Source organism: Streptomyces sp. NPDC088910, assembly GCF_044749865.1.
Classification (GTDB): Bacteria; Actinomycetota; Actinomycetes; order Streptomycetales; family Streptomycetaceae; genus Actinacidiphila.
The window spans coordinates 214,878-230,384 of record NZ_JBIVIV010000004.1 but is presented as its reverse complement, the minus strand read 5'-3'; the positions used below and the strand labels follow the sequence as shown (position 1 = coordinate 230,384).

Annotated in this window: 10 protein-coding genes; 1 reads left to right on the top strand and 9 read right to left on the bottom strand. The window is 71.6% G+C overall.

Annotated elements, in window-relative coordinates; genetic code table 11:
* Window positions 1–97 precede the first annotated feature (97 nt).
* From ACIP4Z_RS12055 to ACIP4Z_RS12020, 8 genes are all read right to left on the bottom strand, one after another.
* Window positions 98–2,302: a glycoside hydrolase family 3 N-terminal domain-containing protein gene (locus ACIP4Z_RS12055; protein ID WP_401306931.1), complete on the bottom strand. Its 2,205-nt coding sequence runs from the start codon at window positions 2,300–2,302 to the stop codon at window positions 98–100.
* Window positions 2,299–3,900, bottom strand: coding sequence for an FAD-dependent oxidoreductase (locus ACIP4Z_RS12050; protein ID WP_401306928.1), 1,602 nt, complete (start codon window positions 3,898–3,900; stop codon window positions 2,299–2,301). The genes ACIP4Z_RS12055 and ACIP4Z_RS12050 overlap by 4 nt, the downstream gene beginning before the upstream one ends.
* A 143-nt stretch (window positions 3,901–4,043) precedes the next feature.
* Window positions 4,044–5,084 carry a substrate-binding domain-containing protein gene (locus ACIP4Z_RS12045; RefSeq protein ID WP_391046419.1) on the bottom strand — a complete coding sequence of 347 codons (1,041 nt, stop codon included), beginning with the start codon at window positions 5,082–5,084 and terminating at the stop codon, window positions 4,044–4,046.
* Window positions 5,084–6,217: an ABC transporter ATP-binding protein gene (locus ACIP4Z_RS12040; RefSeq protein ID WP_401306924.1), complete on the bottom strand. Its 1,134-nt coding sequence runs from the start codon at window positions 6,215–6,217 to the stop codon at window positions 5,084–5,086. Before ACIP4Z_RS12040 ends, ACIP4Z_RS12045 begins: the two co-directional genes overlap by 1 nt.
* On the bottom strand, window positions 6,214–7,272 hold the full coding sequence (locus tag ACIP4Z_RS12035) for an oligopeptide/dipeptide ABC transporter ATP-binding protein (protein WP_391046414.1): 1,059 nt from the start codon (window positions 7,270–7,272) through the stop codon (window positions 6,214–6,216). The genes ACIP4Z_RS12040 and ACIP4Z_RS12035 overlap by 4 nt, the downstream gene beginning before the upstream one ends.
* Window positions 7,272–8,171, bottom strand: a complete 900-nt coding sequence (locus tag ACIP4Z_RS12030; RefSeq protein WP_401306921.1) for an ABC transporter permease — start codon at window positions 8,169–8,171, stop codon at window positions 7,272–7,274. Before ACIP4Z_RS12030 ends, ACIP4Z_RS12035 begins: the two co-directional genes overlap by 1 nt.
* Before the next feature lie 6 nt (window positions 8,172–8,177).
* Window positions 8,178–9,221, bottom strand: coding sequence for an ABC transporter permease subunit (locus ACIP4Z_RS12025; protein ID WP_391161381.1), 1,044 nt, complete (start codon window positions 9,219–9,221; stop codon window positions 8,178–8,180).
* Window positions 9,222–9,226: 5 nt separating this feature from the next.
* Window positions 9,227–10,888, bottom strand: a complete 1,662-nt coding sequence (locus ACIP4Z_RS12020) for an ABC transporter substrate-binding protein (protein WP_401306918.1) — start codon at window positions 10,886–10,888, stop codon at window positions 9,227–9,229.
* A 710-nt stretch (window positions 10,889–11,598) separates the two neighbouring features.
* Here ACIP4Z_RS12020 and ACIP4Z_RS12015 point away from each other — a divergent pair.
* The gene (locus ACIP4Z_RS12015; protein ID WP_401306915.1) at window positions 11,599–13,620 is read left to right on the top strand and encodes a beta-galactosidase; all 2,022 of its coding nucleotides are present in this window, start codon (window positions 11,599–11,601) and stop codon (window positions 13,618–13,620) included.
* Between the two features lie 134 nt (window positions 13,621–13,754).
* Here the strand turns inward: ACIP4Z_RS12015 and ACIP4Z_RS12010 are convergent, their stop codons facing one another.
* Window positions 13,755–15,431, bottom strand: coding sequence for an FAD-dependent oxidoreductase (locus ACIP4Z_RS12010; protein WP_401307290.1), 1,677 nt, complete (start codon window positions 15,429–15,431; stop codon window positions 13,755–13,757).
* Between the last annotated feature and the right edge of the window lie 76 nt (window positions 15,432–15,507).

Here is a 15,507-nt window from a genome sequence, read left to right as displayed (position 1 = left end):
GCGGGCGGTACGCCTCTGCGCGGAGGCTCTGGTCAGGTATCCGGATGGTCAGGCGGGCCGGAAGGCCAGGTATCGGGATGGTCGGGTATCGCTTTGGTCAGGTGATGCGGAAGGTCCGGCGCGCTTGGGTGCGCGAGCTGTTGCCGGTGTGGACGTGGATCTCGCCCGGCTCCACGGTGAAGACCCCGGCCGGGTCGTTCGTCCAGAAGCCGACGTCGTCGGCGCCGAGGGTGAAGCGGACCGTCCGCTCCTCCCCTGCGGCCAGCCGGACCCGGTCGAAGCCCCGCAGGCGGCGGACCGGCTGGGCGATGGCGGCCACGGGGTCCTGGACGTAGAGCTGGACGACCTCCTCCCCTTCGCGCTCGCCGGTGTTGCGGACGCGGACGGTGACCTCGACCGTCTCGCCCGCCAGGAGTTCGCGCACCGTGATCCGCTCGCGGCTGAGCGTCGGCTCGTCGAGGGCGAAGTCGGTGTAGCTCAGGCCGTGGCCGAAGGGGAATCGCGGGCCGTCCTGGACGTCGAGGTACTTCGAGACGTACTTCTCCTCCGGCACGGCCGGGTCGTACGGGCGGCCGGTGCGCTCGTGGTTGTAGTACAGCGGGACCTGGCCCACCGTCCGCGGAAAGGTCACGGGGAGCTTGCCGCCCGGGACGACGGCCCCGGTGAGCACGTCGGCGACGGCCGGGCCCGCCTCGATGCCGGGGTGCCAGGCCATGACGACCGCCTGCACCTGGTCCGCCCAGTCCCCGATCGTCAACGGCCGCCCGCCCACGAGCACCACCACGCACGGCGTGCCCGTCGCGGCGACCGCCCTGATCAACTCCTCCTGGCAGCCGGGAAGTCCCAGGTCGCTGCGGACCGCCGCCTCCCCGCTGATCTCGGAGGGCTCACCCACCACCAGGACGACGGCGTCGGCGGCCGCGGCCGTCGCGACGGCCTCCGGAAGGCCGGAGACGTCGGAGCCGTCCGCGGGAACGCCCGGGGCGTGGGTGACAACCGCGTCCGGCAGGGCTTCGCGCAGGCTCCGCAGGACCGGGACGGCCTCGGGCGCTCCGGGCAGCGCCCACGTCCCCAGCAGATCGCCGCTGTCCGCGAACGGGCCGAGGACGGCGAGCCTCCCGATGGCGGTCCCGTCCAGCGGCAGCGCTCCGCCGTCGTTCTTCAGCAGCACCACGCAGCGGCCCGCCACCTCGCGGGCGGCGGCCCGTGCGGCGGCGCTCGGGGCGGTGATCTCTGCGGACTCCTCGACGTACGGCCGCTCGAACAGACCGAGCCGCAGCTTCAGCCGCAGGACGCGGGCCACGGCGTCGTCCAGCCGCTGCTGGCTCAACTCGCCGCGCTCCAGCAGGGCCGGGCCGTGGTCGACGAAGGTGGTGGACACCATCTCCAGGTCCACACCCGCCGACAGCGCCAGCCGCCCGGCGTCGGCCTCGTCGGCCGCGCTGCCGTGCGCGATCAGCTCCTGGACCCCCGTCCAGTCGCTGACCACGACCCCGTCGAACCCCCAGCCGTCCTTCAGAACGCCGGTCAGCGTACGGGGGTCGGCGTGCGCGGGAACGCCGCTGACGGTGTTGAAGGCGGCCATGACGGTGGCCGCTCCCGCCGCGACGGCGGCCTCGAACGGCGGCAGGTAGAGGTTGCGCAGCCGCTGCTCGGAGACGTCCACCGTGTTGTAGTCGCGCCCGCCCTCGGCGCCGCCGTACGCCACGAAGTGCTTGGCGCAGGCGGCCACCCGGTCCGGCGCGGACAGGTCGTCCCCCTGGTACCCGTGCACCTTGGCCACCGCGTAGCGCGCGGCCAGATACGGGTCCTCGCCGGGGCTCTCGGCGATCCTGCCCCACCGGGGCTCGTGGGTGACGTCCACCATCGGCGAGAACGTCCAGTGGACGCCGTTGGACCGGGCCTCGGCCGCCGAGACCTCGCCGTCGGTCCGCGTCACGGCCGGGTCGAAGGCCGCCGCCTGGGCCAGCGGAATGGGGAACGTGGTGTGGAATCCGTGGATCACGTCCAGGCCGAAGACCAGCGGAATGCCGAGCCGGGACTCCTCCACCGCGATGCGCTGAACGGCGTTGCTGTTCGCGGCGCCGACCACGTTGAGCACCGAGCCGAGCAGGCCCTTGCGCGCCGCGGCCTCGACCGCGCCGGTACCGCCCCCGCCGGGACCGGTGTTCCAGGCCCAGGCGAGCTGCTGCAACTGTCCGAACTTCTCCTCGACGGTCATCCGGCCGAGCAGGTCGGCGATACGGGTCTCGTGGTCGTCGGCGCGCGCCGGGTTCGGCATCGTGGGCTCTCCCTGGTTCATCGGTCCTCCGTCCGGGTCCTGACCGCCTCGGGCCAGGCCAGCGAAATGCCGAGGGTACGGCTCAGCAGCCTTTGGTAGTCGGCCAGTTGCGCCTGGTCGGACCGGACCTTGCGCGGCGGCAGCGCCCGGTCCAGGCAGAATCCGGCCAGAGCGCCGACGGCCTCGCCGATGGCCCACTCCACGGGGTGCAGGCGGTAGCAGCCGTTGGTGATGTGGGTGGTGCCGATGTTCTTGTTGGCGGGCAGCAGATTGTCGACCCGGACCGGGATCAGCGCGCCCAGCGGGATCTGGAACGGGTAGGAGTCGATGTCGATGTAGGTCCGGCCGGTGGTGGAGGGGTGCAGGTCGATGCGGTAGCTGCCGAGGCCGACGCTGTCGTGGAAGACCTCGCTGCCCGCGCCCTCGGGCCGCGCCTGGACTCCGACGTGCTGTTCGAGGACGGTGAACTCCGCCTTGATACGGCGGGATTCGCGGATGTACGGCGTCTTGGCCAGGCCGTCCGCGGTGCCGGTGACATCGGGGCGCGGGCGCAGGCCGGGGTAGCCGGTGCCGCCGTCGGGGCGCGGGGCCTCGGTCTGGAGCCAGTGCAGGAAGGACAGCGACAGGTCGCGGCTGGCGGCGAGGGCCGCCTGCCGGGCCTCGGCGCTCACACCGAGCAGCGGCGCCTCCCAGTAGTCGATCTGGGGCCAGTTGACGACGGTGAGGTCCGAGGCGAAGGCTCCGGGCGCGAACTGCTCGCGGGCCAGGACGCGCCGGAACTGCCACAGGTCGAAGTGCTCCCCCGCGCTCTGGTCGGCGCCCATCAGCGTCCAGGTGCGCTCTTCGAGGGTGATCGGAACGACGTCGGTGAGGGAGAGCTGCGGTCCCGGCCAGAAGGGCGCGGTGGTGGTGAGCCAGTGGTCGTAGGTGTCCGGCCGGTCGATGACGTGGTCCTCGCCCGGCCGGTGTTCCAGGGCGAAGCACCAGGACACGGCCTGCTGGTCGAGGGGGTCGGCGGTGTCGGGCGCGTGGGGCTCGCCGGTCTCGTCGCGGCCCTCGGCGCCGATGACGTGTTCCACACCGGCCAGTTCCAGCAGGTCGCCGAGTTCGGTGGCGTCCGCGACGTAGGAGGCGTGGACGGTGATCCGGCGGTCGTCGTGCCGTCCGGCCAGCGTGACCGCCTCGACACGGTCGCCCTCGGTGTGCGCGGCGACGGGCTCGTACCCGGTCAGCACGGTGATCGCGCCGGAGGCCCGCCAGGGGGCCAGCATCTCCTCGATGACGGCCGCGCCCACCCGCGGTTCGTGACACATCCGGCTGACGATGCCGAGACCCGGATCGAGTCGGGGGTCCCGCGCCGCCCCGGGCGTGAGCGGGTAGTTGCGGCGGTAGTAGTCGCGCACGCGTCTGCGCAGGTCGGCGTAGCCGGGTGGGCAGGCGGGGCCTTCGATCCAGGGGTGCTCGTCGGGTGGCACGGCCTGGGCGGTGAGCTGCCCGCCGAGCCAGTCGGTGGGCTCGGTGAGCACCACCGTACGGCCGAGCCGCGCCGCCGTGAGCGCGGCCGCGACGCCGCCCAGCCCACCGCCGACCACGAGGATCTCTGTTCGTATCTCTGCCATGTGCCCAAGAACTCCTTGTCACCGGTCTCTGCCGGTCGGAACGGTCGGTTCCGGCTCGGTGGTCGTGCCGGGTGTCTTCAGGGCAGCCGTGATCGACGGACGCCGCCCGCTGTCGTGAGATGCGTGCTGTGCGGCCGCTCCTGTCAGCTCACCGCCGCGATGGTGGCGCCGGGGACCAGCGGGCACGGCACGAGGACGCTCTCGGCCCGCTTGCCGGGGTCGTCGAGCATCGCGTGCAGCTGGTCCACGGCGATCCGGCCGATCTCCTTGCGGGGGATCTCCAGCGAGGCCCACTGACCGGCGAGGTCCGCGGAAGCCCCTTCCAGTACGGCGACCGAGACGTCCTCGGGGATCTTGCGGCCCCGGCTCGCGAGGCCGTCACGCAGCGATTCCGCGAGCCGTACGCTCTCCACCACGACGGCGGTCGCGCCGCCGTCCGCCACCTCGTCCAGCCACGCCTGGTCGAGGTCGGCCGCGCCGAGGTGGCCAGGGGAGGTGTCCGTCAGCCCGAGCCGCGCGATGGCCTCGGCGTAGCCGGTGCGGCGGTCGGCGTACGGTTCCAGCTCCAGCCAGTCGCGCACGTAGCCGAACCGCCGGTGGCCGTGGTCCGCGAGGCGCTCGACGATCTGTCCGCTGGCCGACCGGTAGTCGGGGATGATCTGCGGGATCTCCGCGCCGGGCACCTCGCGGCGGCCGATGTGCACGAAGGTGTACCCCTCGTACCAGAGCCGGGCCAGCTCGCCGCGGTCGGTCGCCACACCGAGCAGGATGCTGCCGTCGGCCAGATTCAGCCGGTTCGTGCCGCCCCGGTAGATCTTGCGCTCGCCGTCGCCGCCGGCCCCGGTGGAGGTGAACAGCACCAGGTCGAAGCCGGTCTCCTCCGCGCGTTCCTCGATGCCGAGCAGGAACTCGAAGTAGAAGTCCTCGCGCGCGTGCGGGAAGACCCGCTCGAAGGTGTGCACGCCCAGCAGGTTGTTGCGCTGATTGCGCATCGCCCGGGCGGCGGGGTTGGCGACGTAGCCCAACTCCTTCACGGCGTCGAAGACCCGCCGCCGGGTCTCCTCCGAGATCCGCGCGGTCGCCGCGTCACCGCTGATCACCCGGGACACCGCCGACTGGGACACTCCGGCGAGCCGTGCCACGTCCGCCTGGTTGGGCGCCCTGCCGCGTCGTTGTCCTGTCATCACGCCCCCTGGAGTGCTTCCCGCCGGGCGGTGGTCGCCGCGGCGTGTGTCGTGCCGGCCATCACCCCGGCCCGGCCCTTGGCGTGCAGCCAGCACTTCGCCCAGTGGCCGTCGCCGAGGTCGGTGACCGGTGGGGCCTGCTCGGCGCACTCCTTCATCGCGAACGGGCAGCGGGGGTGGAAGCGGCAGCCCGCGGGCGGGTCGATCAGGCTGGGCGGCTCGCCCAGTTCGTCGGCGCCCGCGAAGAACGCCTCGCGGTCGCCGACACCGCGCTCGGGGTCGGGCGAGGACTCGATGAGCAGCTTGGTGTACGGGTGCTGGGGGGACGCGATGACGTCCTCCTTCGGTCCCGACTCCACCATCTGCCCTGCGTACATCACGGCGATCTCGTCGCACAGGTAGCGGGCGCTGGCGATGTCGTGCGTGATGTACAGCAGCGCCAGGCCGTCCTCGGCGCGCAGTCGCTGGAGCAGATTGAGCATCTCCAGCCGGATGGAGACGTCGAGCATGGAGATCGGCTCGTCCCCGAGCAGCACTTTGGGTTCCACGGCGAGCGCGCGGGCGATGACGACGCGCTGGCGCTGGCCCCCGGACAGCTCGTGCGGGAACTTCGCGGCGAATTCGGCGGCCGGGGTGAGGCTGACCTTCTCCAGCAGCAGCGTCATCCGCTGCTCGCGTTCGGCCGCGGACAGGTGCGGGTGGTGCAGCCGCAGCGCCCGGTCGAGGTTGTAGCGGACCCGGTGCATCGGGTTCAGGGAGCCGAAGGGGTCCTGGAAGATCATCTGGACCTCGGAGTGGTAGGCGCGCCGCCCTCGCCTGCTGCGGCTCACCGGCTCGCCGCGCAGCAGGATCTCGCCCCGCGTCGGTTCGTGGAAGCGGGCCAGCATCCGTGCGAGCGTGGTCTTCCCGCTGCCGCTCTCCCCCACCAGCGCCAGGATCTGACCGGGCTTCAGCCGGACCGTGGCGTCCTCGACCGCGCGGACGACGGAGGTACGGCCGAGCGCGCCGCGGGCGGTGAAGTGCTTGGAGACGTCGAGGGCCTCCAGTACATACGACGGCGCTTCGTGCGCCGCGTCGGGCGTGCGGGCCTCTTCGTCCGGACCGGACACGGCCTCGGTCATGTGCTTGCTCATCGGGTCTCGCCTCCGTTGTCGCCGTCGGTCTCGTTGAGCAGGCACGCCGCTTCGTGTCCCGGCCCGGGGCCCACCGGCAGCAGCAGCGGCAGCCGCTCGTCGCACCCGTCCGTCCGCCGCGCGCAGCGCGGGTGGAACGGGCAGCCCGACGGCAGACGGCGCAGGTCGGAGGGTGTGCCGGGGATGCCGTGCAGATCGCGCAGCGGGGCGTGCAGCGGCGGGAAGGAGTCGCGCAGCCCCTGGGTGTAGGGGTGCTTGGGCGCCCCGTAGATGGCCGCGGCCTCGCCCACCTCGACGATGCGGCCCGCGTACATCACGGCGATACGGTCGGCCAGCTCCAGCAGCAGCGACAGGTCGTGGGTGACGAAGACGACGGCAAAGCCCAATTCCGCGCGCAGGCGCAGCACTTGGGCGAGGATCTGCCGCTGCATGACCACGTCGACGGCGGTCGTGGGCTCGTCCATCACCACCAACTCCGGCCCGCAGGCCAGGGCCAGGGCGATGGCGGCCCGCTGACGCATTCCGCCGGACAACTGGTGCGGGTAATCGCGGATCCGGTCCCCGGAGATGCCGACCAGGCCGAGCAGTTCGGCCGCCCGCGCCCAGGCGGCCCGCTTGTTCAGCGCGCGGTCGTGGGCGCGCAGGACGTCGGCGAACTGGGCGCCGATGCGCATCACCGGGTTCAGCGCGTCCATCGCGGACTGGAGCACGATGGACAGGGCCGTCCACCGGTAGCGGCGCATCCGCTTGCCGTCGAGCGCGGCGAGGTCGACCGGCGGCGCGCCGTCCCTGCCGTGGAAGAGGATCTCGCCCGCGGTGGTGACGGCCGGCGGGCGCTGGAGCCGGGTCAGGGCGGTGATCAGCGTGGATTTCCCCGAGCCGGACTCTCCGGCGACGCCGAGGATCTCCCCTCGGCGCAGGGTGAAGGAGATGTCGGAGCAGGCGCGCACCGGATCGGCTCCGGTGGCGTATTCGACGGTCAGGCCGCGGACTTCGAGGACGGTCTGTCCCGCGGGGATCAGCGGCCGGTGCTTCGGCTCTGTGTGGACGGTCATCAGGCCGCGCCTCCCGTCCGCGCCAGTTGCCTGGTGCGCCGGGCGGACACCGGGCGGGCGACGCGCAGTTTGGGGTTGGCCAGTTCGTCGATGCCGAAGTTGACCAGCGCCGCCGCGGTGCCGATCAGAGCGATGCACAGGCCGGGCGGCACGAACCACCACCACAGGCCGCGCAGGACCGCGCTCTGCTGCTGCGCTCCTTGGATCATCGTCCCCCAACTGATCGACGAGGAGTCGGAGATGCCGAGGAAGGCCAGTCCCGCCTCGGCCATGACGGCGCCGATCATCGCGTGCAGGAACATCGACGCGATGAGGCCGGTCAGGTGCGGCAGCACTTCGGCGAAGACCAGTCGGCGACCGCGCTCGCCGAGCATCCGCATGGCGCGTACGAAGTCGCGGTTGGCGATGCTCATGGCCTGGGCGCGCAGGGTGCGCGCGCCGCCCGACCAGCCGAAGAAGCCGATGATCAGGGCGATCGTGGTGAGCCCTGTGCCCTGGAGGTAACCGGCCACGATCATGATGAGCGGCAGCGTCGGCATGACGAGGAAGAGATTCGTCAGGAAGTTCAGGGCGCCGTCGATCTTGCCGCCGTAGAACCCGGCCGGTACGCCGACCAGGATGGCGATCGCCGTGCCGACCACCGCGCCGAGCACGCCGACGTACATCGAGCCGCGGGCACCGGCCACGACCTGGGTGAGCATGTCCTGCCCGTACTGGTTGGTGCCCAGCGGATGTCCGCCGCCGGGCGACCGGGAGATGGCGGTGGTGTCGTTGGCGCGCGGGTCCAGGCCGAGCAGGCTGTGCGTCAGCCAGGGGCCGAACACGGCGAGCAGGAGGAAGAGGACGAGGATGCCCAGGCCGATGCGGACTTTCCAGCCGCGGAGGAAGAGGGTACGCACGGCCGGTCACCCCCCTTCTCTGATGCGCGGGTCGAGCAGCACGTACACGGAGTCCGCCAGGAGGTTGGCCAGCAGCACGGTGAGGGTGATGAGGAAGAACACGCCCTGCATCACCGGGTAGTCGCGCTGTTGGAGAGAGGTGTAGAGCAGATAGCCGATGCCCGGGTAGTTGAAGACGACCTCGGTGAGCAGGGCGCCGCCGACGACGTGGCCGAGTGCGAGGGTGAAGCCGGTGAAGTTCGGCAGGACCGCGTTGCGGGCGGCGTAGCGGAGCATCACCCGGCGGCCGGACAGGCCCTTGGCCTGGGCGAGCAGGACGTAGTCCTCACGGACCGTGGTGACCGTCATGTTGCGCATGCCCAGCAGCCAGCCGCCGAAGGCCGAGAAGACGATGGTCGCCGCCGGGAGCACTCCGTAGTGCAGCACGCTCAGGACGAACGACGGCGAGAAGCCGATCGTCAGGTCGGCGTCGTATCCGCCGGCCAGCGGGAACCAGTCCAGTTGGAAGGCGAAGAGCCACAGGCCGATCAGCGCCATCCAGAAGTAAGGGACCGCCGAGACGAAGGTGGTCAGCGGGCTGACGATCGTGTCGAACCGGCTGCCCGCCTTCCAGCCCGCCATCGCGCCGATGCCGGTGCCCAGGACGAACGCGATCACGGTGGTGACGCCGACCAGCAGCATCGTCCAGGGCAGGCCCTGCCGGAGCAGGCTGGTGACCGGGGTGGGGTAGTTGCTGATCGAGACGCCCAGATCGAGGTGCGCCAACTGGCTGAGGTAGTCCAGGTATTGGCGGCCGATACCGGCGTTCGGATTGCCGAACACCTTCTGGATGGACTCCATGGCGCTCGGCGACATCTGCTGACCGCTGACGGTCTGGAGCTTCTCGACGATCGCGGCCGACGGATCGCCGGGCATCATCCGGGGCAGGAAGAAGTTCAGGGTGATCGCCGACCAGGTGGCGGCCAGGTAGAAGCCCAGTCGGCGCAGCAGGAATCCCCAGCGGCGCGGAATCCGGAACCGGCCGGCCGCCGGTACGGCGGAGGCGGCGATCGCGGTCACGCGGTGGCCTGCTTCAAGTTGAGCAGGGTGAGGGTGGCGTCCGGACCGTTGCCGGGGAAGGGCACGTAGGAGAAGTGCTCGGGGGTGGGCCAGCCGCTCCAGCGCTTGGCGTTGATCAGGACGAACCAGTAGCTGTTGTAGATCGGGCTGTACGGCACCTGCTCGGCGACGATCCGTTGCAGCTTCTCGCCCGCGCTCTTGGTGACGGCCGGGTCGGCCGACGACAGCAGGTCGGTGATCGCGGCGTCGGTCGGCGCGTCCTTCCACCGGCCGAAGTTGGTGGCGGCCGTCTGCCCGAGCGGCCGCGACGCCCGGCTGCTCAGGGCGCTGTAGACACCGGCGACGCCCGCTCCGCCCGAGGTGCTGATGGTGAGGTCGAACTCGCCGGTCTGCTGCTGCTCGTAGAGGTTGGCGCCGGGCGCGCCGACCGACTTGACCTTGATCCCCAGGTGCTCCTGCCAAGCGCGGACCATCATGTTCGCGTAGGGGTCCCACCCGAAGTCCTGGTTGAACGAGAGCTTCGGAGCGTAGGACTTGCCGTCCTTGACGAGCTTGCCGCCCTTGACCTCGTAGCCGCTGAGGGCGAGTTCCCTCTTGGCCGCCTCGGCGTCGACCTGCTGCACCTTGCCCCGGTACTCGGGCAGGATGACGTCCCCGTAGATCTGGTCCACCAGCCCCGTCGGGCCCGCCTCGGTGCCGGGGCGCTCAAGGGTGGTGACGATGTCCTTGCGGGGAATCGTCATCGCCAGCGCCCGCCGTACGTGGACGTTGTCGAAGGGCGCCTTCGCGGTGTTGTAGAAGAGGGAGTAGGCGCCGCCGGTCGCGTACTTCTGGTAGAGGTTGTGCCGGGGATCCTTGGCGGTGTACTCCTGCTCGCCGTTGCCCCAGGCCGCCAGCGCCCAGTCCACGTCGCCGCGCACCAACTGCGCGCGCAGGGCGTCTCCGTTGGTCGGAATGATCTTGATCTGCTTCACGGCGAACCGGCCGCCCCAGTAGTCGGTCCGCGCGCGCAGGGTGATCTGCTGGGGCGCGAACCGGTCCAGAGTGAAGGGGCCGGTGCCGACCGGGTCCGGGTTGGACCAGCTCTTGATGTTCTTGCCCTGCCAGATGTGCGCGGGCACCACCGGGACCTGGATGGAGGCGAGTTGGCTCAGCTCGCTGAAGGCGGCGTGCGGCCAGTGCACCGTGACGGTCGAGGAGTCCACCTTGGCGACGCGGTCGTACGTGGTGCCGCCGAGGTTGAAACTGGGGTCCTTCAGCGGGAGGTTCAGCGAGAAGAGCACGTCGTCGGCGGTCATGGGCTTGCCGTCGGAGAAGGTCACGTCCTCGCGCAGCTTCACGGTGAGCGTGGTGCCCGTCGGATCGAACTCCAGGCTCTTGGCCAGCCAGGGCTTGACCTTCGCGCCGTCGCTGTAGTCGACCCGCGCCAACGGCTCATAGATCATCTCGGCGTTGGGCGACTTCTGGATGGCGGGGCCGAAGACGTTGTAGTTGCGGATGAAGGTCGTCCCGCCGTCGGTCTTCCCGAAGACCAGCGCGCCCGAGCCCTTGCCCGCACCGCCCGTGGCGGCCGTACCGCTCTTGCAAGCGCTCGCCCCCAGCGGTATGGCGAGGGCCGCCCCGGCGGCGCGAGCGATAAAGGCTCTTCTGGTGGGCATGGCTGACTCCTGCTCCTCGTGAGTGGCGATACAGCGCACAAAAGGGGGTGCACATACGTATGAGCACGAGTGGCTGAGCTGTCATGGCCTCTGCTTCTACGTATGATCCGGAAACGTACGCACGTTGCCGGGAGGGGTCAAGACGGTGACGGGAAGATTTTCCAGCCACCTCAACGGCGCCTGGGACACGGCGGAACGGCTCCCCGGGACGTCACCCGGGGCCCTCCCGGCCACCGTCCCGTACGGCCGGCGGGCGCGCCGGGGATGACCGCCGACGGGCGTTGACACCCCTGGGTGATCGCTCTAAGTTGGCGCACCGGCCGACGCACTTCACCGGCGCCTGACGTCATGGCCAGGCAGCGCCGGCCGCGCGTTCACTCGCGTTCGGCGCCCGGGCACGACGTGCGCCGCGCGTTTTCACGACGCTTTCCCCGGCGCCTTTCGCATTCCCTTCCAGGTGCCTCGTCCGTTCGCCGCCGGGCGCATTCGCCGCTCAATGCTGAGGGACGGGGCACCCGGTACGCCCCTGACCCGAGCGGGGCCGGACCGGTGCCTCCACCGGCCCCGTTCGCCCACCGAGCCCTCGCGCGCCGTCACGCATCCTCGCTCTCGTCCCCGCTCTCGTCCCCGTTCTCGTCCCCGTTCTCGTCGTTTCTCTCGTCCTCGCATTCCCCACCCCTTTTCGTATTCCAGGATTCAGGAGCCCGCGCATGTCGCGACCCGACCGGCAGCATTCCGTCTGGGGCCGTGTTCCGCGCCCCGCATACGGCGCCGACTACAACCCCGAGCAGTGGGACGCGGCGACGTGGAAGGACGACGTCCGCCTGATGCGCGAGGCGGGGGTCAATCTGGTCTCGCTCGGCGTCTTCGCCTGGTCCTGGATCGAGCCCCGGCGGGACGCCTTCGACTTCACCGGCCTCGACGAGGCCGTCGAGCTGCTGCACGCGTCGGGCATCGCCGTCGACCTGGCCACGCCGACGGCCGCTCCGCCCCTGTGGTTCTCGCACGCTCACCCGGAGTCGCTGCCCGTGACCGCCGACGGACGGCGGTTGGCGCCCGGCTCGCGGCAGGCGTACTGCCCGTCGTCACCGCTCTACCGGGAGCGCGCCGCGATCGTCACCCGCCGCCTCGCCGAGCGCTACGGCGACCATCCCGCGGTGGTGATGTGGCACGTCAACAACGAGTACGCCAACGGCAACGCGCACTGCTGGTGCGAGACCTCCGCGACGGCGTTCCGCACCTGGCTGCGCACCACGTACGGCGACGACCTGGACGCCCTCAACGACCGCTGGGGCACCGGCGTCTGGGGCATGACCTACAGCGACTGGAGCCAGGTGACCCCGCCGCGCACCAGCACCAGCCGCCTCCCGCCCGCCCTGTGGCTGGACTTCTACCGGTTCAGCGACGCCGAACACCTGGCCTGCTTCCGGGCCGAGCGCGACATCGTGCGCGCCCACTCCCCCGGCCGTCCGGTCACCACCAACTTCATGGCAAGCGCCCTGCGTTGGAGCGACTACTGGCGCTGGGCGCGGGAGGTCGACATCGTCTCCAACGACCACTACCTCGGGTCCGAGGATCCGCACCGCGCCGCCGAGCTCGCGTTCGCCGCCGACCTCACCCGCGGGCTGGCCGGCGGGCGGCCCTGGCTGCTCATGGAGCACTCCACCTCCGGGGTGCAGTGGCAGCCCCGCAACATCGCCAAAGTCCCGGGCGAGATGGCCCGCAACACCCTGACGCACCTCGCCCGCGGCGCCGACGGAACGCTGTTCTTCCAGTGGCGGCAGTCCGCGTACGGCCCGGAGAAATGGCACTCGGCGATGCTCCCGCACGGCGGCGAGGACACCCGGGTCCGGCGGGAGGCCAGCGCCCTCGGCAACGCCGTGTCGCGTCTGGCCGACGTCGCCGAGAGCACCTGCCCGCCGGCCCCGGTCGCGCTGCTCCTGGACTACGAGGCGATGTGGGCCCTGGAGCTGCCCGACCGGCCGAGCTCGGACCTGACCTGCGGCGACGCGCTCCGCACCTGGCACCGCGCGCTGTGGACCGCCGGTCTGGGCTGCGACATCGTTCCCGCCCCCGGTGCGCACCGGCTTCTGCTCGTGCCCTCGCTGTACGCGCTGTCCGCTTCGACGGCGCGCGCCCTGGAGGCGTACGTCGAAGGCGGCGGCCACCTGGTCGTCGGTCCCTTCAGCGGCGTGGTGGACCCCGACGACCGTGTCCATCCCGGGCCGTACCCCGGAGCGCTCCGCGATCTGCTCGGCCTGACCGTGGACGAGTACCTGCCGCTCACGGCCGGAGCCACCGTCGCCCTGGACGACGGCTCGACCGGGAACGTATGGGCCGAGCGGGTCGTCCCGGACGCCGGGACCGAGGTGGAGTGCCGCTTCGCCGACGGGCCCGCGGCCGGTGGCCCGGCGGTCCTGCGCCGCGGAAACGTCCGCTATCTCGCCACCCGCCCCGACGTCCCGTCCCTCCTGCGCCTGCTTACCCGGTGGGCCGCGCAGGCCGGTTGCGCGCCCGCGCCCCAGGGGTCCGGCGACGGCGTGGAGGTCATCCGCAGAAGCGGGCCTTCCGGGGAGCGGTCCTGGCTCTTCGTCGTCAACCACACCGAGGCGACCGCGCATGTGGCCGCCACGGGGACCGACCTCCTGTCCGGCGCCCGCGTGCCGGGAGTCGTCGCCGTTCCGGCCGGCGAGGTGGCGGTGGTGGAGGAAGGCGGTACGGGTCCTCGCTGACGTGTCCCCTTGCCACGAGGTGCCGCGAGGTGCGGCGAGTCACCGCGAGGTGCCGCGGGTCAGGTCCGAGCTGTCCGCGGCGGTCGAGGCCCCGGCATGCCGTGTCACCCTCTCGCGGCGGGCATGGGCTGAGGTCAGCGGACGGCGGGTGGCCCCACTTCACCGAGGTGCTCGTGCGCCAGGCGGACGGCCATGGCGCCCTCACCGACGGCGGAGGCGACCCGTTTGACCGAGCCGCTGCGGACGTCGCCGACGGCGAAGACGCCCGGCAGACCCGTCTCCAGGGCGAGCGGGGCGCGGGCGAGGGGATTCCAGAGGTCCGCTGTCAGGTGGACCACGTCCTGCCCGGTAGGAATGAAGCCGCGCCGGTCCAGGGTGACGGCGTCGGCGAGCCAGGACGTGGCGGGGCGCGCGCCGATGAACACGAACAGGGCGCGGACCGCCAGCGTCTGCTGCTCGCGGGTGCGGTTGTCCTCGACGACGAGGGATTCGACCCGGTCCTCGCCGGTCACCTCCCGGACTTCGGTATGCGGCCGGACATGAATCCGGGAGTGCCGCTCGATCCGGTCGATCAGGTAGCGGGACATGCTGTGTTCCAGGTCGTCGCCGCGGACCAGAAGGTGGACGGCGGGCGACTCGCGTGCCATGAACAGGGCCGCCTGACCGGCGGAGTTGCCGCCGCCGACGACGGCCACCGGATCGAGCCGACAGGTCCGTGCCTCCCAGACGGTGGCGGCGTAGTGCACCCCGAGTCCTCTGAACCGCTCGACACCGGGGGCGGTCAGCCGCCGGTAGCGCGCGCCGGTGGCCACCACGATGTTGGCGGCGGTGACCGTGCCGCCGTCGGCGAGCCGCACCACGCTGTTCCCGTCGCGCTGTTCGAGGCCGGTGGCCTCGGCGGGGACGTCGATCCGGGCGCCGAACCGGTTGGCCTGTACGACGGCGCGTTCGGCGAGCTCCATGCCGGAGATCCCGGCGGGGAAACCGAGGTAGTTCTCGATCCGGGAGGAGGTGCCGGCCTGGCCGCCGGTCGCCACGGCGTCCAGCACGACGGTGGACAGTCCCTCGGAGGCGCCGTACACCGCGGCGGCCAGGCCACCGGGTCCCGCGCCGACCACCACCAGGTCGCAGACGGCCTTCGCGGCGGTCCCGGCGCGCAGCCCGATGACCCGGGCGAGCGCGGCGTTGGAGGGATTGCGCAGCACCCGGTGGTCGTTCCAGACGACGATCGGGGTCTCCTGCGGAGCGATCCCCAGGCGCGTGAGCAGCGCCTCGGCCTCGGTGTCCTTCTCCAGGTCGAACCAGCGGTGCGGGAGGCGGTTGCGGGCGGCGAACTCCAGCAGCCGCCGGGTGTCGGAGGAGAAGGCGGAGCCGATGATGCGGAAGCCCGTGCCCGCGCCGGCCAGCATCGTACGGCGCAGCAGGTAGGCGCGCAGGATCACGTCGCCGAGCGCGGGTTCGCGGCTGAGCAGATCGCGCAGGGCCGCCGAGCCCACCGCCAGGACCTCGCCCGGTGTTCTCACCACCGCGCTGAGGAAGGCGGTCTGGCCCTCCAGCACGCCGAGTTCGCCGAGGAAGCTGTGCGGACCGTGCACCTGGACGACGTGCTCCTGGTCGCCTTGGCCTTCGACCACGGCCACCGTGCCGCTGAGGACGACGAAGAACTGTTCAGTGCGTTCGCCCGCCCGGAAGAGGTGTTCCCCCTCCCTGACCTGCCGCACCTGTCCGGCGGGGTCCAGGAGCGCGATCTGGTCGTCCGTCAGCCGCGGGTAGGCGTCGTGAACGTCGGCGGTCGGGGTCAGGGGCGGCATCACGACGGTTCGCTTCCTTCGTCAGGAACAGCGGTGGACGCGTACGGCAGAGGAGGGGAACAGCGGCGGACGCGGT